General features: G+C 40.7%; 24 protein-coding genes. 12 read left to right on the top strand and 12 right to left on the bottom strand.

What is annotated here, in order from left to right:
• Positions 1-91: 91 nt before the first annotated feature.
• Together bmrC and BA81_RS11500 are read left to right on the top strand one after the other, a co-directional pair.
• The gene (bmrC, locus tag BA81_RS11505) at positions 92-1849 is read left to right on the top strand and encodes a multidrug ABC transporter ATP-binding protein BmrC (protein WP_034282232.1); all 1758 of its coding nucleotides are present in this window, start codon (positions 92-94) and stop codon (positions 1847-1849) included.
• Positions 1846-3861, top strand: coding sequence for an ABC transporter ATP-binding protein (locus BA81_RS11500; RefSeq protein ID WP_034282231.1), 2016 nt, complete (start codon positions 1846-1848; stop codon positions 3859-3861). The genes bmrC and BA81_RS11500 overlap by 4 nt, the downstream gene beginning before the upstream one ends.
• A gap of 117 nt (positions 3862-3978) precedes the next feature.
• On the opposite strand, the gene BA81_RS11495 is transcribed toward BA81_RS11500, so the two are convergent.
• The 7 genes from BA81_RS11495 to BA81_RS11465 all read right to left on the bottom strand — a co-directional run bounded on the left by BA81_RS11495 (position 3979) and on the right by BA81_RS11465 (position 10259).
• The gene (locus BA81_RS11495; RefSeq protein WP_034282230.1) at positions 3979-4596 is read right to left on the bottom strand and encodes an NAD(P)-dependent oxidoreductase; all 618 of its coding nucleotides are present in this window, start codon (positions 4594-4596) and stop codon (positions 3979-3981) included.
• Between the two features lie 285 nt (positions 4597-4881).
• Entirely contained in the window at positions 4882-5085 is a 204-nt protein-coding gene (locus tag BA81_RS11490) for an alpha/beta-type small acid-soluble spore protein (RefSeq protein ID WP_034282228.1), read from the bottom strand.
• Positions 5086-5322: 237 nt separating this feature from the next.
• Positions 5323-6429 carry an ABC transporter ATP-binding protein gene (locus tag BA81_RS11485; RefSeq protein ID WP_034282227.1) on the bottom strand — a complete coding sequence of 369 codons (1107 nt, stop codon included), beginning with the start codon at positions 6427-6429 and terminating at the stop codon, positions 5323-5325.
• A 144-nt stretch (positions 6430-6573) separates the two neighbouring features.
• On the bottom strand, positions 6574-7449 hold the full coding sequence (locus BA81_RS11480) for a helix-turn-helix domain-containing protein (protein WP_034282225.1): 876 nt from the start codon (positions 7447-7449) through the stop codon (positions 6574-6576).
• Between the two features lie 20 nt (positions 7450-7469).
• Positions 7470-7679: a YheE family protein gene (locus BA81_RS11475; RefSeq protein ID WP_003211787.1), complete on the bottom strand. Its 210-nt coding sequence runs from the start codon at positions 7677-7679 to the stop codon at positions 7470-7472.
• Between the two features lie 152 nt (positions 7680-7831).
• Positions 7832-9190 carry a YheC/YheD family endospore coat-associated protein gene (locus BA81_RS11470; protein ID WP_034282224.1) on the bottom strand — a complete coding sequence of 453 codons (1359 nt, stop codon included), beginning with the start codon at positions 9188-9190 and terminating at the stop codon, positions 7832-7834.
• Entirely contained in the window at positions 9183-10259 is a 1077-nt protein-coding gene (locus BA81_RS11465; protein ID WP_034282328.1) for a YheC/YheD family protein, read from the bottom strand. Before BA81_RS11465 ends, BA81_RS11470 begins: the two co-directional genes overlap by 8 nt.
• Positions 10260-10474: 215 nt before the next feature.
• On the opposite strand from BA81_RS11465, the gene BA81_RS11460 reads away from it, so the two are divergent.
• From BA81_RS11460 to BA81_RS11435, 5 genes are all read left to right on the top strand, one after another.
• A complete protein-coding gene (locus BA81_RS11460) occupies positions 10475-11608 on the top strand; it encodes a DUF445 domain-containing protein (RefSeq protein WP_034282223.1) in 1134 nt (377 codons plus the stop codon).
• A gap of 121 nt (positions 11609-11729) precedes the next feature.
• Positions 11730-12086 carry a YlbF/YmcA family competence regulator gene (locus BA81_RS11455; RefSeq protein WP_024425750.1) on the top strand — a complete coding sequence of 119 codons (357 nt, stop codon included), beginning with the start codon at positions 11730-11732 and terminating at the stop codon, positions 12084-12086.
• A 451-nt stretch (positions 12087-12537) separates the two neighbouring features.
• Positions 12538-13404 carry a Cof-type HAD-IIB family hydrolase gene (locus tag BA81_RS11445; protein ID WP_034282222.1) on the top strand — a complete coding sequence of 289 codons (867 nt, stop codon included), beginning with the start codon at positions 12538-12540 and terminating at the stop codon, positions 13402-13404.
• Between the two features lie 113 nt (positions 13405-13517).
• Positions 13518-15017, top strand: coding sequence for a coproporphyrinogen III oxidase (locus tag BA81_RS11440; RefSeq protein ID WP_034282220.1), 1500 nt, complete (start codon positions 13518-13520; stop codon positions 15015-15017).
• A gap of 75 nt (positions 15018-15092) precedes the next feature.
• Entirely contained in the window at positions 15093-16367 is a 1275-nt protein-coding gene (locus BA81_RS11435; protein ID WP_034282219.1) for a lysine N(6)-hydroxylase/L-ornithine N(5)-oxygenase family protein, read from the top strand.
• A gap of 37 nt (positions 16368-16404) precedes the next feature.
• Here BA81_RS11435 and BA81_RS11430 read toward each other — a convergent pair whose 3' ends face one another.
• The 3 genes from BA81_RS11430 to BA81_RS19280 all read right to left on the bottom strand — a co-directional run bounded on the left by BA81_RS11430 (position 16405) and on the right by BA81_RS19280 (position 18520).
• A complete protein-coding gene (locus tag BA81_RS11430; protein WP_034282218.1) occupies positions 16405-17628 on the bottom strand; it encodes a cation:proton antiporter in 1224 nt (407 codons plus the stop codon).
• A 3-nt stretch (positions 17629-17631) separates the two neighbouring features.
• The gene (locus BA81_RS11425) at positions 17632-18129 is read right to left on the bottom strand and encodes a cation:proton antiporter regulatory subunit (RefSeq protein WP_024425442.1); all 498 of its coding nucleotides are present in this window, start codon (positions 18127-18129) and stop codon (positions 17632-17634) included.
• A gap of 64 nt (positions 18130-18193) precedes the next feature.
• A complete protein-coding gene (locus tag BA81_RS19280) occupies positions 18194-18520 on the bottom strand; it encodes a potassium:proton antiporter (RefSeq protein WP_227001712.1) in 327 nt (108 codons plus the stop codon).
• A 181-nt stretch (positions 18521-18701) separates the two neighbouring features.
• Between BA81_RS19280 and BA81_RS11410 the strand changes: the two genes are divergently transcribed.
• Positions 18702-19475, top strand: coding sequence for an enoyl-CoA hydratase (locus BA81_RS11410; protein WP_051627350.1), 774 nt, complete (start codon positions 18702-18704; stop codon positions 19473-19475).
• Positions 19476-19506: 31 nt separating this feature from the next.
• Here BA81_RS11410 and BA81_RS11405 read toward each other — a convergent pair whose 3' ends face one another.
• The gene (locus BA81_RS11405; protein WP_034282213.1) at positions 19507-19695 is read right to left on the bottom strand and encodes a YhzD family protein; all 189 of its coding nucleotides are present in this window, start codon (positions 19693-19695) and stop codon (positions 19507-19509) included.
• A 171-nt stretch (positions 19696-19866) separates the two neighbouring features.
• Here BA81_RS11405 and BA81_RS11400 point away from each other — a divergent pair, with 171 nt between their 5' ends.
• The 4 genes from BA81_RS11400 to BA81_RS11385 all read left to right on the top strand — a co-directional run bounded on the left by BA81_RS11400 (position 19867) and on the right by BA81_RS11385 (position 25242).
• Positions 19867-21081 (top strand): metallophosphoesterase family protein, encoded by a 1215-nt coding sequence (locus BA81_RS11400; RefSeq protein ID WP_034282212.1) that lies wholly within the window; start codon positions 19867-19869, stop codon positions 21079-21081.
• Positions 21082-21097: 16 nt separating this feature from the next.
• On the top strand, positions 21098-23884 hold the full coding sequence (locus tag BA81_RS11395) for an ATP-binding protein (RefSeq protein WP_034282211.1): 2787 nt from the start codon (positions 21098-21100) through the stop codon (positions 23882-23884).
• 62 nt (positions 23885-23946) lie between these two features.
• Positions 23947-24894 (top strand): 3'-5' exoribonuclease YhaM, encoded by a 948-nt coding sequence (gene yhaM / locus BA81_RS11390; protein ID WP_024425447.1) that lies wholly within the window; start codon positions 23947-23949, stop codon positions 24892-24894.
• Positions 24895-25011: 117 nt separating this feature from the next.
• Positions 25012-25242: a sporulation YhaL family protein gene (locus tag BA81_RS11385; RefSeq protein ID WP_034282326.1), complete on the top strand. Its 231-nt coding sequence runs from the start codon at positions 25012-25014 to the stop codon at positions 25240-25242.
• 53 nt (positions 25243-25295) lie between these two features.
• Here BA81_RS11385 and BA81_RS11380 read toward each other — a convergent pair whose 3' ends face one another.
• Positions 25296-26180 carry a peptidylprolyl isomerase gene (locus BA81_RS11380; RefSeq protein ID WP_034282210.1) on the bottom strand — a complete coding sequence of 295 codons (885 nt, stop codon included), beginning with the start codon at positions 26178-26180 and terminating at the stop codon, positions 25296-25298.
• Between the last annotated feature and the right edge of the window lie 153 nt (positions 26181-26333).

Genomic DNA, 26333 nt, shown 5'->3' with positions numbered 1-26333 from the left:
AATCAAGACAAATGACAAAAGCTCAAAAAACGAAACAAGGTGACTTGCAGGAAAATTTAGAAAGCGGCTAGCTTGAAAAGGAGAGACAAACATGTTTTCAGTATTTGCGAAATTAGGCTGGTTCTTTAAACAAGAGTGGAGGCGTTATACGATTGCTATTACGCTCCTGCTCATTGTGAATGTGCTTGAAATGCTGCCGCCAAGATACCTTGGCCAGGCAGTTGATGACATTCGTTCTGGTCAATTTACAACATCCAGTATTGTGTTTTATGTAACCATTTTTTGCTTACTAGGTGTCGTCGTCTATACACTTACATATTTTTGGATGTATCAGTTATTTGGCGGCGCAAATGTCATGGAGCGTGTGATGCGCGGGAAACTGATGCGCCACTTGCTTAAGATGACGCCTACCTTTTATGAAAAGAAAAAAACAGGCAACTTAATGGCATTAGGTACAAACGACTTGAATGCTGTGGCCTTAACAACAGGCTTTGGCGTTCTGACCTTGGTTGATTCCACTGCTTATATGCTGATGATCTTCTTTACGATGGGGCTGACGATTAGCTGGAAATTAACCTTAATGGCGATTATTCCTATGCCGCTGATGGCGCTCTTGATTGCGTTTTATGGAAGCAAAATCCATGAGCGCTTTACAGTCGCTCAAGATGCATTTGGTGATATGAACGATCGCGTTCTTGAATCAGTGGCAGGTGTCCGGGTCATTCGCTCTTTTGTGCAGGAGAAACAAGATGTCGAACGCTTTCGAGAAATGACAGATGATGTATTTCAAAAAAACATGCGAGTGGCGATCATTGATTCTTTGTTTGAGCCGACAGTGAAATTACTTGTGGGGATCAGCTACTTAATCGGAATCGGCTACGGAGCATACCTCGTGTTCCAAAGTGATTTAACCATTGGGGAGCTTGTTGCATTTAACGTCTATCTTGGCATGATGATCTGGCCAATGTTTGCGATCGGCGAATTGATTAATATTATGCAAAGAGGAAATGCGTCGTTAGACCGGTTAAATCATACACTCAGCTACAAGCCGGACGTAACAGATGCTGCTCAGCCGAAAACGTTACAAGAGCCTGGAGATATTGAGTTCGATCATGTGACATTCAGGTATCCAACTTCATCTAAAGATAATCTCATTGATGTGTCCTTTACTGTACGAAAAGGGCAGACGATTGGGATTACAGGCAAAACGGGAAGCGGCAAAACGACCATTGTCAAACAGCTTTTGCGCCAGTACCCGGCAGGTGATGGGCAAATCTTGCTATCAGGTGTTCCAATCCAAGACATTGAATTAGATCAGTTATTTCAATGGATTGGATACGTACCGCAGGATCATATACTTTTCTCAAAAAGCGTGGAACAGAATATGCGCTTTGGTCATCGTGACGCGAAACAAGATGAGTTAGCACAAGCAATCAAAGATGCTTATTTTGAAAAGGATTTACGCCTTTTGCCAGAGGGTCTGGAAACCATGGTTGGGGAAAAAGGTGTGGCGCTGTCAGGCGGACAAAAACAGCGAATATCCATTGCACGTGCTTTATTAATTGATCCAGACATTTTAATTCTGGATGACTCATTATCTGCGGTAGATGCAAAAACAGAAACCGCTATTTTAGAAAATCTAAGACAAAACCGTCATGGCAAAACGACGTTTATTACAACTCATCGCCTATCAGCTGTTGAACATGCGGATCTCATTCTTGTCATGGAAGAGGGACGCATTGTCCAAAAGGGCACACACAACGAGCTCATCCAGCAGGATGGGTGGTACAAAGAACAATTTTTGCGTCAGCAGCTGACAAATCAGCTGGAAGGAGGGGATGAGGCATGACAACAGGAAGAAGACTCCTTGCCTACGCACTCCTATATAAGAAAGTATTGTCTGTTGCCTTAATCTTTCTAATGATTGCAGTTGGTGCTGAGCTGACAGGACCGTTTATTGGGAAGAAAATGATTGATGATCATATTTTAGGTGTAGAAAAACCGTATGTCGAGGTCAATGAAAAGACAGACAAAACCGTTTATTACCAGGGAAATAACTATATACGAAGAGATCGATTAAATAATGGAATGGATTCTGGAAAGCAAATCAATGTAGTGCAAGTCGGGTTCGGTTACTATTTTGTGAATGAGCCGATTCGTTTTGATGGAAACAGAAAAATATCGGGAGATCAGCTCACCATTGATAATGGGAACGAGCGTGAAACCTATGAGGTAAAGCGTTTATCAAAAGAGGAGATTTTCGCTTTTTATCAGCCAGAAATCAATGGTTTGGTGCAGCTTGTTCTATTTTATCTAGGACTGCTCATCGTTGCGATTTTCTTTCAGTATGGGCAGCATTATTTGCTCCAGAGGATTGCAAATCGAATTATTCAAAAAATGAGGGTAGACGTATTTGAGCACATCCAAACACTGCCGATCCGATATTTTGATAATTTACCGGCTGGAAAGGTTGTCGCGAGAATCACAAATGACACGGAAACCATTCGTGATTTATATGTAACAGTCCTTGCTAATTTCGTGACGAGTGCCATTTACATGATTGGGATTTACATTGCCATGTTTTTGTTAAATGTAAAGCTGGCACTCATTTGTTTGGTCGCAGTACCGATTATTTTCCTATGGTCGATGACTTACAGAAAGTTTGCATCAGTGTACAATCACCGCATTCGTTCGATCATCAGTGAAATCAATGCCAAGCTAAATGAAGCCATTCAAGGGATGACAATCATTCAAGCGTTTCGTCATGAAAAAGCGACGCAAGACGAATTTGATGAGCTGAACAACAATCACTTTCGATATCAGCGAAAGATGCTGCATTTAAATTCACTTCTTTCACATAACTTGGTTAACCTGCTGCGAAATTTAGCATATGTGGCACTCATTTGGTATTTTGGAGGTGCTTCGTTAAGTGCGACAGGCATTGTGTCCATTGGTGTGCTCTATGCGTTTGTCGATTATTTAAATCGATTGTTCCAGCCGATTACAGGCATTGTGAATCAATTCTCTAGGTTGGAACTAGCAAGGGTTTCATCGGAAAGGGTTTTCAGGTTATTAGATGAACCAGGAACAGAAGTGGAAGAACCTGTTCAGAAGAAGCTGGAGGGACACGTTCAATTCAAAGATGTCACCTTTGCTTATAATGAAGGGAAAAATGTCTTAAAGAACATTACGTTTGAAGCAAAGAAAGGTCAAACGGTTGCACTTGTGGGGCATACTGGTTCTGGGAAAAGCTCGATCATGAACTTGCTGCTGCGTTTTTATGACATTCAGCAAGGAGACATTCTCATAGATGGTGAAAGCATTTATGATCAGTCGCGCCAAACGCTGCGTAAACAAATGGGCATTGTGCTGCAAGACCCGTATTTATTTTCTGGAACAATTGCCTCCAATGTCAGCTTAGGAAATGAAGATATCAAAAGAGAAACCATTGAATCTTCATTAAAGCAAGTAGGCGCAGCAGAGTTATTGAAGCACCTGCCAGAAGGTTTTGATGAACCAGTCGTTGAAAAGGGAAGCACCCTTTCCTCAGGGGAACGTCAGTTGATTTCATTTGCGCGCGCATTGGCGTACGATCCAGCGATATTAATTTTAGATGAAGCCACAGCCAACATTGATACAGAAACAGAAGCGATCATTCAACGGGCACTTGATGTAGTCAAAGAAGGACGGACGACTTTTGTGATTGCTCACCGATTATCCACTATTAAGAAAGCCGATATGATCTTGGTGTTAGAAAAAGGTGAAATCGTCGAGCGTGGCAGTCATGAACAACTCATGCAGCAAGAAGGGCTGTATGCACAAATGTATGAACTGCAAAAAGGTGCTGTTGCCAACAGCTGATGAATAGTAGAAAAAAGAGCCTCTTCCAATTGAATGAGGCTCTTTTCCTTTGCATAAAAAAGTCGGAGATTCTGTTCTCGACTTTTATTGATTATATTGTTTGGACAGGCTGCATCATCAATAAGCGATGCCGACGCGTTGATGTACAAACTCCTTCGAATTTAACTGCTGATATAAAAAGTGTGCGGTATCTTCAACTGAAATTTTCTTTCCATCTATAGGGAGAAAATCTTTCTCATAGCGATATGACCGTGTCACTTCTCCATCTGGTAAATAGGTTGGACAAATAATGGTCCAATCTAGATCAGTCGATTGAAGGATTTCAAACGCTTTCGCATGCTCTTTAGCTGCTCGGGAAGTGGTCCGTCTTGATTCATTTGTTTCAAAACGGTAGAGCTCCGGCTGCTTTCTTGCTTTTAAAATACCTGCTGTACCAATTGTAATAATTCTAGATGTATTTGTTTGCTTCATGGCTTGTACGATATGCTCCATTGAAACAGATAATGTATCGTCACCATCTGTTGATAGACAGCTCACAACAATATCTGCTCCTTTGATTGTCTCAAGCACATCTTCCCGATTTCTTGAATTGCCGGTGACTTGAAACATACCCGCAAGCATTTCTTCTCGGTTTGTTCGAATCAATGAACGAACCATGTAACGATCATCTACTTGAACGAAACGAAGAAATGCTTGTCCTACACGTCCATGAGCACCGAAAAGAGCTATTTTCATCTGTTCGATCCCTCCACTACATACTATAAGTGAAAAGGGCACAAAATGGTACAACTTTTATGTGATGCTTTTTTTATATAAATGAAAGGACCGAATACTATGAGCATATTCACATAATAGAGAGATACCTACAAATTGTAAAAGTTCAAAGTTCATACCAGAAATAATGTCCATGAAGATCCGCTCCTTTCTACTACATGATATGAGCTGAAAGGAGTTTGGTGAGGGATAAAAACAAAAAAAGAAGACACCATAAGAGGTGCCTTCTATGATCCAAATATGAAATTAAGCTTTTGTTCCGCCAAGATTTTGTTGAGCGAAAGACACAAGACGTTTTGTGATTTCTCCACCAACTGAACCGTTAGCACGAGATGTTGTTTCTGCTCCAAGGTTTACACCACATTCCGCAGCGATTTCGTATTTCATTTGATCGATCGCTTGCTCTGCTCCAGGAACTAGTAATTGGTTTGAACTATTAGAATTTGCCATGATGTGATTCTCCTTTTTGTATATGTTTTGTTTTTTTGGTTGGGTTTGCTGGAATCGCACCAGCGAAATGATCCAAGTCATTTGCCACTTGGCGAAACCCAATGCAGTAACTGCTTTGTACTAAGTATTATGGTTATTTCCGAAAAAAACATACGAGAAAAGAACATGGTAAATGTTGTGTTAACATACAAAAAACCATCACCCAATGATGAGTGATGGCGCTGCTTATATATCTTCTTATTCTGCTGAGCGGATGCGCAGCTCCGTATCCGCATCAAAGAAATGGGCTTTGTTCATATTAATTGCAAGAGGGATAGACTGTCCGGCCTGTACATCGGTACGAGAATCAACACGTGCAATAAACGATTGACCATCGATAGAAGAATAAAGCATCGTTTCTGCTCCCATTAATTCAGCTACTTCTACATCAGCATTAATTTTTGTGCCTTCAGACGCCTCTATAAATACTGGTTCATCGTGAAAATCTTCTGGTCTGATGCCTAAAATGACATCCTTTCCAATATAGCCTTGGCTGCGTAATACTTTCATTTTTCCTTCTGGTACACGAATATGTGTTTTTCCAACCGCAATGGCACCGTCAGAGAGCTTTCCTGTGAAAAAGTTCATCGCAGGTGAGCCGATAAATCCACCTACAAACACATTCTCTGGGTTTTCATATACATCTTTCGGGGCTCCAACCTGTTGAATAAATCCATCTTTCATGACAACAAGGCGGGTTGCCATTGTCATGGCTTCAGTCTGATCATGTGTCACATAGATAAATGTCGTTTGCAGACGCTGATGAAGCTTAGAAATTTCAGCACGCATCTGAACACGGAGTTTTGCATCTAAATTAGAAAGCGGCTCATCCAAAAGAAAAACCTTTGCATCACGTACAATTGCTCTGCCAAGTGCAACACGCTGCCTTTGACCGCCAGACAGTGCTTTTGGTTTCCTGTCTAAATATTGCTCAAGCCCTAATATTTTAGCGGCATTTCGAACCCGCTCATCAATTTCTGCTTTCGGAAACTTCCGAAGCTTTAATCCAAAAGCCATATTATCGTACACGTTCATATGAGGATATAATGCATAGTTTTGGAAAACCATTGCGATATCCCGGTCTTTCGGCGCTACATCATTCATCCGTTTTCCATCTAACAGAAAGTCTCCTTGTGATATTTCTTCTAGACCTGCAATCATGCGAAGGGTTGTTGATTTTCCGCAGCCTGATGGACCAACAAACACAATAAATTCTTTATCTTCTATATGTAGATTAAAGTTATCTACTGCTGTTACCTTGTTATCGTACACTTTATAAATTTGATTCAGCATCATTTCAGCCATTAGCTGTCAGCCTCCCCAGTCCCTCTTTTTTTGAAAGCGCTTTACTAGTAAATAAAGTGTATAAAATGAGGAAGAGTCTGTAAATGGACAACGTGCACAACATCCTATTTTCATTTTTGGGCAGGGTGCTCATGTCTTCGTTCTTTATGAAAGATCGAGTAGAATCATCATCAAATAAGCAGCTGATGCTTCTGGAAAATGACGTATATCTAGACCAGTGCGCTCAATAAATTTATCAATTCGATATTGAAGACTGTTTCTGTGAACATATAACGCTTTTGCTGCCTTGGATGCGTTTAAATTACATTGCATATAGGTCATGAGAGTGCGATAAACATCCCGGTCAAAGACCGCTTCTTTAAAAGCATCTGAAATAGCGTGAGAGAGTGCAGATGCATCATAACAAATGAACGATGGCAGGCATTGATAAAATGTGGCAGCCCCTGATCTAAGCTTTTCTCGCTGCAGATGGCATAAAAAGAGCTGTTGTTCATTTAATAACCTCATCTGTAAATGGTCATTAGGCAAATGCAGCTGTCCTTGCATAAAGACTGAGTCTGTTAAAAAATCACTTGTAATAGCCAGAGACAAATCATTTAACTGATCTAATTGACTGTTTTCTGATGTGGCGTTTGGTTGAATCAGCATAGCTGTTTCAGGGCCTGTCCATATGAAATGAGTATGTTCGAGGCTGTTATTCACAGCCTCTTTTATTTGCTGTCTTTGTTCTTCTTGATGGATCATTTGAAAATAATAAACACGGACGGGATGTTGGACAGTTAGTGGTTTGTTTTCAAAAAGATAGCTGAACCATTTTTGTTCATCCTCGGTCTGCGTTTTTTGAAATAGATCAATTGGTGTAAGAAAAGAGTTGAGAAGAAGTGTTTCTCTTTCTGAAAGCTCCGATTTGTTTACTCCAAATATTTCACCTTCGTCTGTTTGATACCAAAGAATTTGTTTGTCATGAGTAGGTGTGCTGATGATATGGTTTCCGTAAACAAGTTTTAATTTTTCTAACATGGCGGGGCTCCTTAAACAGTTTAATCATAGACATGGAACAGCATTAATTCGTGGATTTCTTCTTTTAAAGTTGGTTCTACTTCATGGGGCGGAAGCTGAGAGCCCCATTCAATGTCACCTGTTTTGTGGTAGATGCCTTCATAGTGCGCACCGTTGTGGAAAAAGGATATTTTCCAGCCTGGCAATTGTGCTTTCTTAAAAAGGGGTTTCCATTGAAAATGAGAAATCATATCATCATTGCCTCCTTGCTTTTATTGATGAAACAATAAACAAACACGACAACACGGAAACAACCTTGAACTTGATTTTATTGTATCTCATCTCATGAAAAGAGCATAGAAAAAGCATAGATTTAAGAGCACTGACATGTGACAAAAAAGCGTCAGTAGACGTTTGCGTGATCTGAAGTTGTGAGTGCCGTTTTTGAAAGGTAAGATGCGTAATCCATGATACTTTTCCCAATCATCCATTCTGATTTTTTCAAAGAGACATGCTGGAAAATCTCTCGGCCAGGGCGAGAATTAGCTTCGAACAACCAAATTGCACCTGTTTGATCAATGCCTAAGTCAAAACCGATTTCACCAATATGCCCGGACATTTTTTTATCTATCACCTGGCTGAGCATGATGGCAGTATGAGAAAGCTGCTGTAAAATCTGCAAACGTTTCTTTTCTTCTGGAAAGACAGCATAAAGTGTTTTCACCGTTCCCCCGTGTAACTGGTGAGTTGTGATGTTATGATCTCCAGAAACCTTTGCTGCTGCTGCTGTGACTGTCCAATCACCTTCTTTATTTTTATTCGTATGAACTCTGAAATCCATCGGTTGATTGTCTATTTGAAGGAGCTCAATTCTTTGTTGTGCAATAAATTCATGAATTGCATGATCTTTTCGCAGCTTTTGAACAAACTGATCTATTGAATCATATGGAATAGACCTTCCCGAATTTGAGTATACAGTGATTCCGTGATTTTCCTTCTTTAACTGATAAATACCGTCTCCATGACTTCCGTTTGTCGGTTTTAAGTATATAATTTGATGCAGGTGGAGAAGTGTTTCAATTTTAATTAGAGCGTCCACGGGATCTAATTGTACAGAATGTGGGAGTAAGGACCATGTTTTTTCATCTGTTAATAGCTGTTCATGAATCTCCCATTTATTAAAAAAGTAAGGATTGAACCAAGGGATATCATAGTCTTGAGTGAGTTTTCGCTTCGTTTCTTGTATGAGTGCCGACTGAGCAGCTTTTCTATTTGGAAGCCGGTCATAAATGACTGACGGAAGGGGAAGCTGTTTTTTAACCCATGAATCTTGCTGGTACAACAGTCCTTCTACAATTCCTTTTTCCCATTCAATCGAATGTGGCCCAAAAAGATAGGCAAAACCAGGATGCTGCCTGAAAGAGTGCAGCAGTTTGATAAAAAATTCTGATCTCGTTCCCAATGGCTGTGTACTTTGCTCAAAACCCGCAGTGAAAATGCCCATCAACGGCCCTATAAAAAGTGTATGGTCAATGATGATCACATCAGCTTTTGATTGGTAAGGAATCAGTAATCCTCTGTATAGATCTTCAGATAATAAAATTTTATTTGGATGCAGATGATAGGAAATGTTGAAGCCATCTACTAAACGGGACCCTAGAGCAAGAGAATAGATGGCATCTTTCTGTTTATAATGGACGGGAAGATGAATTGTTTTTTCACTTGTGAGGTGTGGGGCGATGATGCAGCGCTTTCTATTCATAAGAAACCTCCTTCGGTTGAGACTTTATCGTTTGCGCATGTTCAAGAATGGTACGAATCAATTGGTGTTCCTTCTCAGGGTAAGCTTTTAAAAAAGCGGACCGCCCTGGCTTTGATCTGATATTTGATATGAAAAGTCTGCCTTCACTTGAATGAAGTAAGTCTACTGCGAATTCAAAGCAAGGAGAGTAAGTTTTATCTATATAAGCTGGGATTGATGCCTGAATGGATGCAATATCATCTAAAAGGAGCTCCTTGATGTGTGGCTGCAATGTATTTAGATAGTGTTCAAAGCCTATCACAGGAGCTGATTTTTGTGTATGACTCAAAAGACTATTTTCTGCAGGTGATTTTGTGTGAATTCCCATGCGTTTCCATTGATTTTGTGAATCTTTCATAAGGAAAATCTTGATTTCATTGAATAAAAGTTCTTTTTGATCATTCGTGTTGAAAAATTGAAGAAAATACCGGCCTGCATATTTTTTGCACCAGCGCTCCAGCTCTGACGTACGAGAAAATGTAATGGTTTGATTGGAACTTAGCTGAACGGTAAATGTTGATTTGCCATCAAAGGAAATGAAGTAAGTAGATGCTGCATGCTGATGGGAGAGAGGCTGCATTCTACAATAACCGCCAGCCCCGCACTCCCTTACCATATTGATCAGGTCTGAGGGCTCTTTTAATATAAAGCAGCCAGGTAAATATGGCTGTAAAGCAGAGCGGAGACGGAGCTGCTCAAATAGCACCATTTTATTTGAAATGCCGGTATTCAAAAAATTTGTTTTTGGATATTTTTTTAGCCATTCCATGATGGGTTTTGCTTTTTTAGATTGTGCGTCATGCCGGTAAAGACATCGGTCATAAATCAAGTCGGGAATCGGAAATTGTGCGTCGGCAAACCCTTGGCCATTCATATATGTTTGGCCTTGTATCAAATTTGAAGCCGGCTTTAAATCAAATGGTGTAAAACGAACAACCACTAAACGATAAGAAGAGGCAGCTTTGGCGAGCTGCCGTGTGAATGCCTCTTCATACTGCGGAGAAAGGCTCACAATACCTAATGTTGTCATTAAAAAACACCTTCTTTTCAACTTCTTTTTTTTACCATCACAAAAAAATTTTTTTATGATTTTACATAAAGCTTGCGCTCCTTTATCATTACGACAGATCGCTTGATCATATGTCTCGCTGCATGCTTCATTTGCTTGGGAACTTGACAACAACTATAATACGTATAGATCAAAACAATAAACCTCGGGTGTTGTTTGAAAGGTAGATGACGACTTTGAATATATTCACAACGTTTATCTTTATGATTGTTATCGGCGCAGTCATAGGAGCAGCGACAAACCATCTTGCAATTAAAATGCTTTTTCGGCCTTATAAGCCATATTACTTATTCGGAAAACAGCTTCCATTTACACCAGGGCTTATCCCTAAAAGAAGAGACGAAGTAGCCAAGCAGGTTGGTGTCATGGTTATGGAGCATTTGCTCACGCCAGAAGGTATTCAAAAGCGATTTGAATCATCGGATGCAAAGCAGGAGATCCTGCGTACAGTCCATCAATATATTGACAAAGGCGCAAATATGGAGATCACCGTATTCTCCCTGCTAGAAAAATTCGGCGTTACAGAGGCTGATGTCAAAGCAGATAGATGGCTCCATCAGTGGTCTGACCAGAAGCTCGCTTCATTGCTTGAAACATATAACGAGCAAACTTTATCTGAATTGCTCCCGGTAGAAGTGGAAACCAAAATATCATCAAAAATTCCAGATGCAGCAGATTATATTTTAAAGAGAGGCATTCATTATTTTGAAAGTGATGAAGGCAAAGCCAGGCTTGGCAATATGATTGATGATTTCTTAAAAGAACGGGGAATGCTTGGCAGTATGGTCCAAATGTTTCTAGGGAATTCAAGCTTAATTGACCGTGTGCATCCAGAAATTATCAAGTTCTTAAGGAATGCAGAAACAAAAAGATTTTTATCAGATTTACTTGTTCAAGAATGGGACAAGGTGAAGCTATTTTCTCTTCATGAGCTTGATGAAAAATGGAATGTGAAGGAACTTATTTTTAGTGTGAAAAATCAATTGCTTTCTCATTTCTCTACAAAGCTGATATTAGACAAACCAGTTGGAACATATGTCAGTGCTGTAGCGGATGACCTTAAAACACATTTTGCGCCAGTGTTGATTGATAAGGGGATCGAAGCGGCTTCAAATGCTTTAGAGAGTCTGCTTGCAAAGCTGCAATTTGAAGATATCATTCGTGAACAAATTGAACTTTTCCCGCTTGAAAAAATGGAAGAGCTTGTAGTCAGCATCTCTAATAAGGAGCTGAAGATGATAACATTTCTAGGCGGTCTTTTAGGCGGGATGATTGGTGCTATACAGGCAGTTTTTGTGGCGCTATTCTAAGACAAGCTATAGAAATTTTAATGAATTCATTGTATATATGTGAAACGAAAGCCATAGTTTGTTATAGTGGAGTGGTGTCCGCCGATCATATCGGTGATAACGGATAGAAAGGAGACATAACATGTCTGTAAATCTTTATGATGTTGCATATGACCTTGAAAAAGCATTGCGTCATAGCGAAGAATATTCAACTTTAAGAAATCTTTATGATGAGGTAAACGCGGATGAGTCCTCTAAAAGAATGTTTGAGAACTTCCGTGACATTCAAGTAAACCTTCAACAAAAACAAATGACTGGTCAAGAGATCACACAAGAAGAAGTGGAGCAAGCTCAAAAAACAGTTGCTCTTGTTCAGCAGCACGATAAAATCTCTCAGTTGATGGAAGCAGAACAACGTGTGAGTGTTCTTATCGGTGAATTAAATAAAATTATCATGAAGCCACTTGAAGAGCTTTATGGGAATCCAGAAGAAAACTAATGGAAAGGGCGATGTCATTCGCCCTTTTTTGTTTTATCTTTTCTCCTCAATATCTTTTAAAAAAAGGTTGTCGAAGCACATAAATTCTGCGATAATACTTATATTGAAAGTGCTTTCAAAAGGCGCTCTCAAGGGACAATTGGGTGCGTTTCACTTGGGATTTATGGCGGTGAGCCAAACGAGAGAGAAGCGCTTCTGGGAGAAACGCAAAGCATCATAAGGGGATCTGATATAAGCAATGCTTTGGTGTGTAAATGATAAGGGGATCATGGGGAGCTTCATCACTCCATTGTAACGCATCCAAACCATACATAAAAAAAAGCCTAGGGGTAGGCTTTTTTTATTTATCCATCTATTCATAACCTGGGGCTCTTTCAACTGCATGTTCTAAAGCACCAAGCTAGGGCATATCCTCATCGTAAGTACAGTCATCAAGAAGGGGGATGCCTCAGTGTCAAAAAAACTACTTGCACTCAATATAGATGGGACGTTACTTCGTTCCAATGGTAAAATCCATTCTGCTACAAAAGAAGCTGTGGAATATGTAAAGAAAAAAGGGGTTTACGTGACGATTGTCACCAACCGGCATTTTCGTTCCGCTCAAAAAATTGCCAAGGCGTTGAAGATTCCAACATCAACCCTTGTGACGCATAGTGGTGCATTTATCGCCGATAAACTCGATGAGCCGCTTCATGTGAAAAAATTAACGGAAGAAAAGACATTTAATCTTGTGCAAATCCTTGAAAGCTTCGATTGTAATGTCCGCTTGCTGCATGAAAAATTCTCGATCGGCAACCGGAAAAAAACGCAGTCTCAGCTGATGGGAAAGACGCTTATTCATCCGTCTGATCCAATTTTCTATCCCGTTCAATTTGTTGAATCGTTAAGTGATATGCTGATGGATGAACCAGTCAGTACTCCAGTGATTGAAGTATATTCGACCGCGGAGCTTCAGCCTGAGATTCACAGGACCATTCAACAAGCATTCCCATCTGTTGATCTTATTAGGATCAGTGATGAGAAAATGAATATTGTATGCAAAGGGGTTTCGAAGGAAGCGGGACTTTCTCTTTTAACCTCTGCACTCGGTTTTACTTTAGAAGATACGGTTGTCATTGGTCATGGAACAGATGACATTCCAATGCTTGAATTGGCTGGGTTAGGGGTTGGTAGGGGAAATGCCCCCAATGATGTCAAGCGTAAAGCCGATTGGGTGACGCGCTCGCATGATGAACAGGGTGTGGCTTATATGATCAAGGAATACTTTAGAATGCAGCAAAGAGAAGGATTTTTGCATCAATTCGATATTAAGAGATAATACAGTGAAGGCCCTGTCAATCAAGAAATGACAGGGCCTTCGTCTGTTCCCTTCATTGCTTTTCCTACATGAATTTTGTAAAATGAAACAAGTTTGAAGATAAAGGTGATATGATGCGAATTTTAATTAAAGGGCTGTCAGATGAACGATTTCATCGCCCGCTTGTCAATATAGCCAATTTATTTGAAGAAGATAGTGAAGTGATGTTTGATCCAAGTGAATTGGATGATGGTTTGGTCATGGTATTTAACTGGAAGGAAGAAAATGGCATGGTGGAAGCATCTGGTCATATCGATGGATCAGACATCACCAGTCGTTTTTCGCGGGATGTCCCAGAGAGCTTGAACGATAAGGAGCGCTGGAAACAAATCAAAAACACAGTGCTGTCTGTTTATTTACACTTGCTTCAGGAGCACACAGGAATGACACAAAAGTGGGGCATTCTCACAGGAATACGTCCTACGAAATTGCTTCATAAGATGCTGAGAGAAGGCATGTCAAAGGAAGATGCACATGCGGCATTAAAGCGTGATTACTTGATTCATGATGAAAAAATCAATTTGATGCAGGAGATTGTCGATCGTCAGCTTCAAGCCATTCCAGATCTGTATGACCTTCAGCAGGAAGTGAGTATTTATATTGGTATTCCTTTCTGCCCCACAAAATGTGCTTATTGCACGTTCCCTGCTTACGCCATTAAAGGACAAGCTGGCAGAGTGGGAACGTTTTTGTTTGGTCTGCATTATGAAATGCAAAAAATGGGCGCATGGCTAAAAGAACACGGGATCAAAGTGACGACCGTTTACTTTGGCGGAGGCACGCCAACGAGCATTACAGCGGAAGAAATGGATTTGCTGTATGAAGAAATGTACCGCTCGTTCCCAGATGTGAAGCATATACGGGAAGTGACTGTCGAAGCAGGGCGTCCTGATACGATTTCGCCTGATAAGCTAGAGGTGCTAAACCGCTACAATATTGACCGGATTAGCATTAACCCGCAATCGTATGAGAATGAAACACTAAAGGCTATTGGCCGGCATCATAGTGTCGAAGAAACGATTGAAAAGTATCACTTATCAAGACAGTACGGCATGAATAATATCAATATGGACTTAATCATTGGATTGCCGGGAGAAGGGCTCAAAGAATTTCAGCACTCCTTGCAGCAGACTGAAGAGCTCAAGCCTGAATCTTTAACCGTGCATACACTCTCCTTTAAAAGAGCATCTGAAATGACGCGCAATAAGGAGAAATATCAAGTAGCCGACCGAGAAGAAATCACACGTATGATGGATGAAGCGGTCACTTGGACGAAAGCACATCATTATCACCCATATTATTTATATAGACAAAAAAATATTTTAGGGAATCTTGAAAATGTCGGGTATTCATTAGATGGACAGGAAAGTTTGTATAATATTATTATCATGGAAGAAGTACAGACAATCATTGGCATTGGATGCGGTGCAGCAAGTAAATTCATTGATCCACGATCAGGAAAAATTACGCAGTATGCCAATCCAAAAGATCCAAAATCGTATAATGACCGCTATGAACACTATACAGAAGAGAAAATTCAATTCCTTGAATCATTATTTGTTTCTCACGTTTAAACACTGCGATGACGCAGTGTTTTTTTCATTTGTAAAAGGGTATATAAGTGATAAACAGTTAAAGCAGGTGTACATATGATAGATGTGATCGGAATTGGGATTGGGCCCGCCAATTTAGGGTTGGCCGCTTTGTTAGAGGAGTATGAGGATGTCTCATGCTGTTTTTTTGAACAAGAGTCTGAGTTTGCCTGGCATCCTGGTATGCTGATCAAAGGAACGGATTTGCAAGTTTCCTTTTTAGCAGATCTTGTCACAATGGCGAATCCAAGGAGCAGGTATACATTTTTAAATTATTTACATGAAGCAAATAGACTTCACCGGTTCTATACATTTGAACAGTTTGATATCCCGCGGAGAGAATTCAATGAGTATTTATCATGGGTGGCAGGAGAATTAGACAGCTGTCAGTTCGGGATGAAGGTAGAAGAAGTGACGGACTGCCAAGAAGGCTACCTTGTGAGAGTCAGACGATTAAAAGATGGTTCGCTTTCTGAATATCGTGCAAAGCATGTCGTGTTAGGCACAGGAAGCAAACCGATGATTCCAGTCGATGTGCCTGAAGCAGCTTACCCATATGTGACCCATAGCAGCCGTTATTTAGATCAGCAGAAAGCACTTCATGAAGCTGAGTCGGTGGCGGTGATCGGCTCAGGGCAGAGTGCAGCCGAAATTTTCTTAGACCTGCTTCAGCATCAAAAGAAAGGACAGCAGCTTTCATGGTTTACGCGTTCTAGTGAATTTAGAGAGCTGGAGACGGCAGAGCTTGGCCAAGAACTTTTTACACCAAAGTATGTCGAGTATTTTCATTCGCTTCCTTATGAAGAACGTATGAACACATTGCCCAGGCTGACAGGATTAAGAAATGGCATCGATGCATCAACGCTTTCGCGCATTTATCAGGAGTTGTATCATCGCTCCGTTTCAGGTGAAGAGCCATCTGTGTTCATTCAGCCAATGACCGAGCTTGAAGCGATTCAAAGAGGAGAGCATCAGCCTTTGGAGCTGCATCTCAAGCAGTGGCAGCTGAAGAAAGAAAAAAGCATAACTGTAGATCACGCTGTATTGGCTACAGGATACACACCGAATATTCCTGAATGGTTTAGCGCATATGAACCTTTGATTGAATGGGAAAGTGATGAGCATTTTAAAGTGACAGACGACTTCAAGCTTGTGTTCAAAGACAAGCGTTCAAATCATTTCTTTACATTCACGAATCTTGATCATTCTCATGGAACAGCGGCGACCAATTTGAAACTATCGATTTACCGCAACCAGAAAGTCATTCGAACCATTCGCGGTGTCGAGGAAGCGCCAGTCAAACAAGAAACTGCATTTCAGCAATTTGAATAAGACATAAAAAAGGGCCCAAGCATAGGGCCCTTTTTTATTAGATCGTCGTTTCTTTTTTTACTTTTGGTTTTTCAGGTTTCCATTTGAAGATTTTGTTTAGGATTTGATAGATTTTTTTAGATTCTTTCGTTACGAGCGGTCCTAAGATCGCAAGGATTAAGACATACAATGCAGCAAAGGGCTTCAAAGTAGCGGCAAGTCCGCCGGCAATGCCAAGCTCGGCAACAATGATTGAAAACTCTCCTCTCGATACGATGGTTAATCCAATATTAGAAGAGGCTTTATGAGAAAATCCAGCTCTCCGTCCAGCGAACATTCCGGCAGTGAAGTTCCCAATTAAGGTAAGAATCACAGCGCCGATCGCAAGCCAGAAGGCATCACCCAATGTAAACGGATCGATACTGAGACCAAAGCTGAAAAAGAACATCGCTCCAAAGAAATCTCTAAACGGAACCACGAGATGCTCGATGCGGTCTGAGTGCTCTGTTTCTGAGAAAACAAGACCAAGTAAGAGAGCTCCAATAGCCTCTGCTACATGAATCGTTTCTGAAAAACCAGCGACAAAGAACAAAGCGGCAAAAATCACAATGATGAACACTTCGTTCGAACGGATATCAAACAACTTATTTAATAGTTTTGGCAGCTTCCGCGCAATGATAAAGAAAAGCATCATATAACCAAAAGCGATTAAAATCGATAATAAGGCACCGCCAACAGTAGTGGCATCTCCAAGGACAAGACCTGATACGACGGATAAATAAACGGCAAGGAAAATATCCTCAAACATAATAATCCCTAGAATTAACTCTGTTTCAGGATTCGCCGTTCGTTTCAAATCGACAAGGACTTTGGCCACAATGGCACTGGATGAAATGGTGATCACCCCTGCCATAATGAGAACCTCAAGGAATCCAAACCCTGTGATAAAACCGTAGAGCAGACCTAAGCTGAAGTTGATCAAAATATAAATAGATCCGCCGACTGCAATAGATTTACCCGATTTAATGAGTTTTCCGACAGAGAACTCAAGTCCAAGATAGAAAAGAAGGAACAGGACGCCCATTCTGCCAAAAAACGAAATAATCTCCGTGCTTTCGATAAATTTCAAATCAATGATCCCGATAGTTGGAGCATGCGGCCCAACAATCATTCCGAGGACAATGAGAAAAGGGATGATAGAAAATTTAATTTTATTGGCGATTAAGCTGGCGATGGCGATAAGAATTAGCGCCGTCCCAACTTCAAAGACTAAATGATCCATTCATCACTCTCCCCCTCTAGAAAGAAAATCACGTACCAATCGCTTCAAGTGTTTTCTTTCGCCCGAAATGACCATCGTATCATTTGCTTGAATAATCGAATCGGCACCAGGGTTGAGTAATTTTTCATTTGTATGTTTAATGATCGCAATCACGGTGACTTCATAATTTTGTCTCACATCTAAATCACCGAGTGTATGTCCAACCGCTTTTGCACCTTTTTCCACTTTAAACCATTCAATGATCAAGTCGTTGAAGGCCATTTCAATGGTTTCTAGTGCCTGCGGTTTATACACCATACCGCCGATAATAGCAGCGATTTGCCGGGATTCAGCATCATCGAGTGAAATGGTAGACAGCACTTCATCTGGATCATCATCGTCAAAACGATAAATTTCCCGTCTGCCATCATCATGAATCACAATCGTCATCTTTTCTCTATTTCTCGTTTCAATTTCAAATTTCTTTCCGATCCCAGGAAGATCATTTTCTTTAATGTTCATTTTATCCCTCCGAATTTGATAGGCTGTGTTTTTCAAATAGTAAATGCGGATGAAATAAAATGAATCAGTAGAGGTAATTAGATTGATACATAACGGGGATCGCACACTTCATTTCCAAAAAACATAGATCAATGGACAATGCAGCTGATGGGGCAGGCTTTGGCAGAAAAGTCTTGGCATACGCCCTTGATAATCTGTCCTTCAACAGAATGGATGAAGCATGTTTTTTTGAAAATGAAGGTGTCTTCACAGCATTGATTTCTTCATCATAAATGGATGGAGAAATCAGGCTAGGTATACTCGCTTCTGCCTGTGAAGCAAAAACGACATTTGAAAAAGGAGAAAACATGACGATGAAGCTAACCAATATCATGATGGAACATCTGATCAATCATCCTCCTCCTTTCAAATTTATTTTCTTTCTTTTTTTACTATATAAAAATATATTTCTTGTTTCAATCATTATGCTTATTTTAGTATCAATTGATCTTGAAATTTTTTATTTAGAGAAAAAGGTTTTACATGATGAAAATGGAAGTAAGTGATGAGCTTTTAAAAGAAGAGGGGGATGGATGATGACATATATCAATTGTCAGTTAGACGGGGATGTTTTTGAAATCGTTTTCAATAGGCCTGAAGCTTATAATTCTTTTCATGTGGACATGTTTGCTGAATTCAAAGAAGCATGTGATGCAGCGGAGGAAAGCAGTGCAAAAGTCGTTGTCATCAAGGGAGCGGGAAAAGGATTCTCAGCAGGCGGAGATATTGGGATGATGCTCAAGCAGGAAAGTGAAGAAGATTTCCATCGTGTGATGGATTTGATCGAGGGAATTACACTTTCTCTAGCTAGTATGAAAAAAGTGACGATTGCGCTTGTTCACGGGTCAGCAGCAGGCCTCGCTTTTAGCTTTGCTCTAAGCTGTGACTACTTGTTTATGCATCAGGATGCAAAACTCGCCATGAATTTTAATGGAGTAGGATTAATTCCAGATGGCGGGGGGCATTTTTTCCTCACAAAAAGAGTGAGTGAGCAAACCGCTAAACAATTGATTTGGAGCGGACAAAAGCTGCCGGCTGAAGAAGCGTTAAAGCTGCGCCTTGCAGACGGGGTGTTCCAGGATGAGGTCGATACGTATCAAAAAGTGTGTGTGAAGCCATTTATGAACATGCCGCTTCAAGCCTTTATCGAAACAAAGATGATCTATTTCCAGCAGTCAGAATCAAAGCTCTTAGCAGTTCTTCAAAAAGAGAGAGCAGCACAGGCAAGACTGAGAAAAAGTCATGATCACAAGGAAGGTATACAGGCCTTTTTAGAAAAAAGACGTCCTGTCTTTCAAAAAGCATAAATGAACATGAGGCCGGCGAAAGCCGGCTTTTTTAACGTTCAAATAAAAGCAGCTTTCCTGCTTGATCAACGAGTCGATGAGAATGCTTTGTGTATTGCTGTTCCATTAAGCGATGACGTCCTAATTCCTTTGCTTTCTCGTCACCATCCGCTGTGATTTTTTCATTTAATAAAGTCTCACCCGACCGGTCAAATACGGTTAAAAAGTATGTCTTCTCCATTCCTCATCTTCCTTTCTTCTGTTTTTAATGTAATTAAACATGGAATAAGACAAAACCTCTTTTTTAGCCCTTAAAAATGTGTTTTTTAGAAGAAGAGTGATAGAACGTGCATTCGTAAAAATGGCATGATAAAATATGGACAATGACAGTATCGGACAAGGAGATAGACGTTTGACTAAGCTCACCTTTATTCATGCCGCAGATTTACATTTAGACAGTCCATTTGCAGGAATGTCGACTATACCTAGTTCTATATTTAAGCGGCTCAAAGAAAGTACATTTCAAAGTGCTAAGAACATCTTTGATCTCGCCGTTGCGCGGGAGGTAGACTTTGTGCTGCTGAGCGGTGATTTATTTGATGAATCCAATCGCAGCTTAAAAGCACAGCTGTTTTTAAGAAATCAGTTTGTAAGACTGCAAACGCACGGGATTGAAGTCTTTATTATTTATGGGAATCATGATCATTTAGGCGGTGAATGGACACCGATTGAGTGGCCCGAGAATGTACATGTCTTTTCGAGCAGTACACCAAGTGAGCACTCCTATTATCGAGGGGATCAGCTTGTCGCGAGTATTTATGGGTTTAGCTACAAAGAGCGGGCTGTATATGAAAATATGACATCTCATTATGTCAAAACAACAGATGCTGCCTATCACATTGCGATGCTTCACGGCACATTAGCCGGACAAGAAGGACATGATGCATATGCCCCATTTCAGCTTCAGCAGCTCATAGCACAGGATTTTGATTATTGGGCGCTTGGACATATACATAAAAGAGCCCTTCTGCATGAAGACCCATATATAATTTATCCTGGTAATGTGCAGGGCAGACATATAAAAGAAACGGGAGAAAAAGGCTGTTACTTGATTCACCTCTCCGAAGATTCACGGGCAGCGGATTTTATCAGCTGTGCAGATATCATCTTTGAGAAACTGGCAATAGACATCACAGAAACAACTCATATGACGGATCTTGTCACACTTGTGGAAGGCAAAATCAATGAGCTGAAAGAGGAAGGCATTCCTCATTTTGTGAGAATTGAATTGACAGGTGATGCGCCTTCTTACTTTGAGCATACGCAGCTTGAGGTCCTCGAAGAGCTGATGACTGTTTTTCATGAGCAGGAGGAAGATGAAGATGTGTTTGTTTGGGTGATGTCAATTGATTGCCGAACAAACGAGGATGTGATTGATCCAGAAGATTCCTTTTTGAAGGAACTAACGGCAGAAATTGCACAGTTTGAGTCATATGAAGAGCTGCTTTCACCGATCAAGCGTCACCCAACCTACAGGAAGTCAGGAAAAGCGCTCACAAAAGAGGATGAAGTGGATATAAAAGAAGAGGCACAAAGGCTGCTGACGGAACAGCTGAAGCAATTATGAGAAAAGGAGAGGTATGATGAAAATACGTTCACTCCATATAGCGAATTTCGGGAAATTTTCAAATCGAACCTTTCACTTTTCTGATGACGGTTTTCAGCTAGTTTACGGCCTGAATGAATCGGGGAAAACGACATTGAAGGCATTTATTGAGTCGATGTTATTTGGTTTTTCAAAAAACAAGATATACAAGCCGAAACAAGGATCTTTCTATGGCGGCTCCCTCACTTGCTTAGATGAGGAGTTAGGTGTCATTCACATTGAGAGATCGTCCGATCGAGGCGGTCAAACGCAGGTGTTTTTACCGAATGGTGAAGTGAAAGATGAAGCATTTCTACGAACTCTTTTAAAGGGAACAGATCGCAGATTATTCCAATCAATCTATTCATTTGATGTGTTTGGACTGCAAAATGTCCAAGCCTTAAACGAAGATCAAATCGGTGAATTTCTCCTTTTCTCAAGTTTATTTGGCTCAGATGCTGCCTCCAAGATGGATAGCAGGCTGCTTAAGCAGCAGGAGCAGCTGTTTAAACCAAATGGACGCAAGCCGGAATTAAACCAGCAGCTTGATCGTTTAAAAGAGCTGGCTGCCCAGCTGAAACAAGCTAGATTGGCAGAAGGCCGTTATACAGAAAAAAAACGGGAGCATTCTGAATTCATAGAGACGATCACAGCGCTTCAAAAGGAAATGAAGCAGACAGAAGAACAGATTCAGCAGTTAAACGAACACATTCGACTTTATCCCATGTTAGAGAAGAAGATGGAGTTAAAAAAAGAATTAGCCCGTTATCCAGAACGAGTCAAACGCTTTAGAGCAGAAACAGAGCATGAATTGGATAAATTAGAATCACACCATCACCCGAAAAAGGCTCAAATGACTGCACTAAAGCAAAAATTAGATCATTTGCAAACCTCGCTGGCACAAGTTCAACCGCTTTATGACAAGGATACATTACTGGAGATGAAGCGTGTCGTTGATGAATCTTCTCATGCTGAACGTGTCAAAAACCGCTTAGCTGAATGTAAAGCAGAACGTGATTCATTGAAACAAAAAATGGACGAAGCCGCAGCGAAGCTGAAGTGGCAGCGTTCAGTCAAGCTTGAGCAGATTGACGACTCCCTTGAATTTGAGTGGGAATTAAAGGAGGCTGTCAGCCACTACGTTCGTTTAATGGACAGAAAGGCACAGCTGGATGACCGGTTTGATCATGCAAGACATGAGCTGGAAGAAGCGGAAACCGCTTTAAAAGGATTAAAGGAACAGCAGGCCAAATCGCACAGTTCAGTGGAAGCTGGGGAAACAAGAGCAAAAGAGAAACAGGTTCATTCCCGGGCGTGGTTATTCCCTGTGATGGTGATATTTGATGCTGCATTTCTGCTTGTCCTTTTCTTTTTAACAGAGTGGTGGGTTACTTTCTTATTTGCAGGGTTTTCTGTTTTTGTCTTCTTTGCTATTTACCCATTTTTGAAATCGACACAGGTGAAACAGGGAAGCGGCGGGGGAACATTCGATTCCTTCCAAGTACAGGCAGCTTCAGCTGAAACGCTTGTGAGGCAGAAGGAGCTTTTGTACGAAAGGATCATCCGGCAATATGAAGACTGGGAGCAGGAGCTGGAACCTGTCCAGCAGCAAGTAGAGGAAAAGAAAAAACAGCTGGGCTTGTCCTCAGAGCTTTCTTTCCTAGTAGAAGCCTTCCTTATCCTGAAGCAATTAAAAACGAATACAGCGGGATATGAGGAGCTTAGCCGGGAAATAGACGAGCTTGCCGGCCAGCAGTCCAATTATGAGCAAAGGGTGGAAGCGTTAAGCAGTCTTCTGCAGCGAAAGGAAGGCACCATTCAAGAGAACATCTCGGCCTTTCAAGAGATATTGAAAGATGAGGCGAAAAGAGAAAAAGAACGTCAGACATTGGATGTATCGATTCAACATGTGAAACAGCAGATCACGACGCTGGAAGGGGAAATTGACTATTACGAAAAACAAATGGACGCGCTTTTTCGCCAAGTAGAGGCAGAGTCCAAAAAAGATTACCAAATTCTTTCCCATCTGTCGAAAGAATATCGGGAACGGCTTTCCCATTTGCAGCAGCTGAATCAAGAGCTGCATAGAAGCGGCTGCTTTGATGAGGAAGAATCGATTGTTCGTAAAGGATTGCGTCTTCTTGAAGAAGAGTGTGCGGAAGCAAAGCAGCACCTGAATAACATACAATCGAATGCGGCGAATATGGAAAAACGTCTGGCAGAACGAGCAGTGGAAATCCGGCAAATAGAAGCTTCAGGTACGGTGTCTGATTTGACTCATCAGCTTTCAGCTGAGCAGGAGCATGCAAAGCACCTTGCGAAAAAATGGGCGGCGATTCAGCTTGTCCGCTCCGTCATTCGAGAAAAATTGAATGAACATAAAGAAAAAAGGCTGCCAGCACTGCTGCAAACAGCTTCCCGCTTTATTCAGCCGTTAACGAATGATCGATATGAAGCCATTTTATTTTCACCAGAGGATGACCGGCTGATCGTGAAAAGGATGGATGGACGAATATTCCGCCCAGACGAGCTCTCGCAAGCAACCTGTGAACAAGTCTATCTGGCCATTCGTTTTGCACTCGCCTTGTCTCATCAGCAGGAATGTCAGCTTCCGTTTATGATGGATGACAGCTTCGTTCATTTTGATCATGTTCGTCTAGGAAGAGTGCTGGAATTGATGAATGAACTCACGCGTTTTGAAACACAGCTGTTTTATTTTACCTGTCATCAGCATATGGCGCAGGCTGCAAAAGATGGACAGATTACGAGTTTAGCAGTTGAATGATTGACAAATAATGACTTATGTTATACTTATATGAGCAGAAACATGGAAGGAGCTTTTATTGAATGGCTAAAGGGATCATGACCTATGATGTCGGCGAACAAGTTGACCTGCATTTATTAATTAAATCATCTACTAAAGGAATTGCAAGTAATGGCAAACCATTTTTAACGCTCATTCTTCAAGATCAAAGTGGAGATATTGAGGCAAAACTATGGGATGCAAAGCAGAATGATGAAATCACCTATGGACCGCAAACCATCGTGAAGGTAGTAGGCGACATTCATCATTATCGCGGGAGGAATCAGCTGAAGCTTAGGAATATACGCCCTGTTGCTGAAAACGAGCAAATTCGAATTGATGACTTTCTCGAAACAGCTCCTATTCCAAAACACGATATGATGGATACGATTATGCAATATATCTTTGATATGAAAAACCCTAATATTCAGCGTGTTACAAGGCATTTGCTGAAGAAATATGGACAGGAATTTGCTGATTATCCAGCAGCGACAAAAAATCATCACGAATTTGTCTCTGGACTCGCCTACCACGTCGTGTCTATGCTGCATTTAGCAAAATCCATTGTTGACCTATATCCATCACTAGATCGAGATCTTTTATATTCAGGTATCATTCTTCATGATTTAGGGAAAGTCAAAGAGCTTTCGGGCCCAGTCTCCACGACATATACTGTGGAAGGGAATTTAATTGGCCACATTTCCATTATGGTGACAGAAATTGCGAAAGCTGCGGAAGAGCTTAGCATTGATTCAGAGGAAATTCTTATTTTACAGCACTTAGTCCTGAGTCATCATGGAAAAGGAGAATGGGGCAGCCCGAAACCACCAATGGTAAAAGAAGCTGAAATTCTCCACTATATTGATAATTTAGATGCGAAAATGAACATGATGGATCGTGCGCTTGAGCATGTGAAACCAGGAGAATATACAGAACGTATTTTTGCACTTGAGAATCGTTCGTTTTATAAACCAACCTTCCATCACGAATAATCATGTCAAAACGTCCGTTTATGCGGGCGTTTTTTTTCATAACTTGTCTTCTTTTCGCATAAGCATGTAACACAAAGGAAGAGAGGAATGTCCTTAAGAAAAGGAGGCGATGAAAAAATGTTGTTTTTTCCGTGGTGGGTGTATGCATGTATCATCGGCATTATTTTCTGTGCGTATAAATTAATGACAACAGCCAAAGAGGAGCAAGAGATTGATCAATCCTTTATTGAAAAGGAAGGAGAAATTTTTATCGAGCGAATGGAACAGGAAAGAGAGCGCAGACGTCAGGATCAGCAGGTGAAAAGATCGCAGGATACTGCGGGACATGAAGATCATTCGATTGCTTAATCTCGTCATACAAAAACCCCTCTGCACGATGACGGCAGAGGGGTTTTTTGTGATTACTGGTTCTGTTGTGTCTGCTGATTTTGTGCAGGCTGTTCAGATTTTTCTTTGAACGTTTTTTGAAGCTCTTTATCTTTTACTTTCACATCAGCATCTTTTACTAATTTGTTTAAGATGTTTTGGATTTCATTTGTGTCTGCTTGTTTTTGGTCAAGCAGTTCTTTTTTCAAGTCCGCTTTCATGTCATCATATTTACCGCGTTCTTCAGTCTTTTTAATGATATGGTAGCCGAATTGGGATTTTACTGGCTTGCTGATTTCATTTACTTTTAGTTTGAAAGCAGCTTTGCTGAAGTTCTCGTCCATTTGGCCTTCTTTTGCGAACCAGCCTACATCGCCGCCTTGTGCTGCTGAAGCAGTATCAGTTGAATATTCAGAGACAAGGGCATCCCATTTTTCACCTTTATCTAATTTCTTTTCCACTTCGTCAGCTGTTTTCTTATCAGCTACTAAAATGTGGCTTGCGCGGATTTTTCCTTTAAGGTCATCGTAATACGATTTTACTTCTTTATCAGTGATTTTGATGTTAGCTTTGGCAGCCTTTTGAGTCAGCAGCTCATATTTCACTTGATCTTTGATGTAATCTTTACCGAATTCATCTTGAAGCTGTTTTAAACGATCTTCACCAAGTGTCTTTTTATATTCTTCCAATTTCTTATCAATTTCTTTATCAGATACTTTGTATTTGTCAGCAAGAACCTTTTGTTGAACAAGTAGGTTTAAAGCATCTCCACCTGCTTGTTTCTTAAGAGTAGTATAAAGTTCTCCTTTTGTGACATCTCCTGATTTTGTTGTGGCGATCACATCTTTATCACCGCTACTGCATGCGCCAAGAGTTAAAACACTTACTGCTGTTACAGCTGCTAAAGCCATTTTTTTCATTCAAAAAACACTCCTAATCTTTCCAATTTATTTATCATTGCTTGTATCATAACATATTGTGACACGCTGTAAAAAGAAATGCAAATGGAAGGGCATTCGTCTAGTCAAAAAATTGCGCGCGACATACACATATAGTGATCACAAAAAGGAGGC

Source organism: Bacillus safensis FO-36b (assembly GCF_000691165.1).
In the GTDB taxonomy this organism is placed as follows: domain Bacteria; phylum Bacillota; class Bacilli; order Bacillales; family Bacillaceae; genus Bacillus; species Bacillus safensis.
Note: the sequence above shows the minus strand (reverse complement) of the source record. Positions and strands in the feature narration are given on the sequence as shown.

Excerpts from the sequence above, each read along its gene's own strand:
- bmrC (WP_034282232.1), top strand. The coding sequence starts at position 92 with ATGTTTTCAGTATTTGCGAAATTAGGCTGGTTCTTTAAACAAGAGTGG.
- BA81_RS11500 (WP_034282231.1), top strand. The coding sequence starts at position 1,846 with ATGACAACAGGAAGAAGACTCCTTGCCTACGCACTCCTATATAAGAAA.
- BA81_RS11495 (WP_034282230.1), bottom strand. The coding sequence starts at position 4,596 with ATGAAAATAGCTCTTTTCGGTGCTCATGGACGTGTAGGACAAGCATTT.
- BA81_RS11490 (WP_034282228.1), bottom strand. The coding sequence starts at position 5,085 with ATGGCAAATTCTAATAGTTCAAACCAATTACTAGTTCCTGGAGCAGAG.
- BA81_RS11485 (WP_034282227.1), bottom strand. The coding sequence starts at position 6,429 with ATGGCTGAAATGATGCTGAATCAAATTTATAAAGTGTACGATAACAAG.
- BA81_RS11480 (WP_034282225.1), bottom strand. The coding sequence starts at position 7,449 with ATGTTAGAAAAATTAAAACTTGTTTACGGAAACCATATCATCAGCACA.
- BA81_RS11475 (WP_003211787.1), bottom strand. The coding sequence starts at position 7,679 with ATGATTTCTCATTTTCAATGGAAACCCCTTTTTAAGAAAGCACAATTG.
- BA81_RS11470 (WP_034282224.1), bottom strand. The coding sequence starts at position 9,190 with ATGAATAGAAAGCGCTGCATCATCGCCCCACACCTCACAAGTGAAAAA.
- BA81_RS11465 (WP_034282328.1), bottom strand. The coding sequence starts at position 10,259 with ATGACAACATTAGGTATTGTGAGCCTTTCTCCGCAGTATGAAGAGGCA.
- BA81_RS11455 (WP_024425750.1), top strand. The coding sequence starts at position 11,730 with ATGTCTGTAAATCTTTATGATGTTGCATATGACCTTGAAAAAGCATTG.
- BA81_RS11440 (WP_034282220.1), top strand. The coding sequence starts at position 13,518 with ATGCGAATTTTAATTAAAGGGCTGTCAGATGAACGATTTCATCGCCCG.
- BA81_RS11435 (WP_034282219.1), top strand. The coding sequence starts at position 15,093 with ATGATAGATGTGATCGGAATTGGGATTGGGCCCGCCAATTTAGGGTTG.
- BA81_RS11430 (WP_034282218.1), bottom strand. The coding sequence starts at position 17,628 with ATGGATCATTTAGTCTTTGAAGTTGGGACGGCGCTAATTCTTATCGCC.
- BA81_RS11425 (WP_024425442.1), bottom strand. The coding sequence starts at position 18,129 with ATGAACATTAAAGAAAATGATCTTCCTGGGATCGGAAAGAAATTTGAA.
- BA81_RS11410 (WP_051627350.1), top strand. The coding sequence starts at position 18,702 with ATGATGACATATATCAATTGTCAGTTAGACGGGGATGTTTTTGAAATC.
- BA81_RS11405 (WP_034282213.1), bottom strand. The coding sequence starts at position 19,695 with ATGGAGAAGACATACTTTTTAACCGTATTTGACCGGTCGGGTGAGACT.
- BA81_RS11395 (WP_034282211.1), top strand. The coding sequence starts at position 21,098 with ATGAAAATACGTTCACTCCATATAGCGAATTTCGGGAAATTTTCAAAT.
- yhaM (WP_024425447.1), top strand. The coding sequence starts at position 23,947 with ATGGCTAAAGGGATCATGACCTATGATGTCGGCGAACAAGTTGACCTG.
- BA81_RS11385 (WP_034282326.1), top strand. The coding sequence starts at position 25,012 with ATGTTGTTTTTTCCGTGGTGGGTGTATGCATGTATCATCGGCATTATT.
- BA81_RS11380 (WP_034282210.1), bottom strand. The coding sequence starts at position 26,180 with ATGAAAAAAATGGCTTTAGCAGCTGTAACAGCAGTAAGTGTTTTAACT.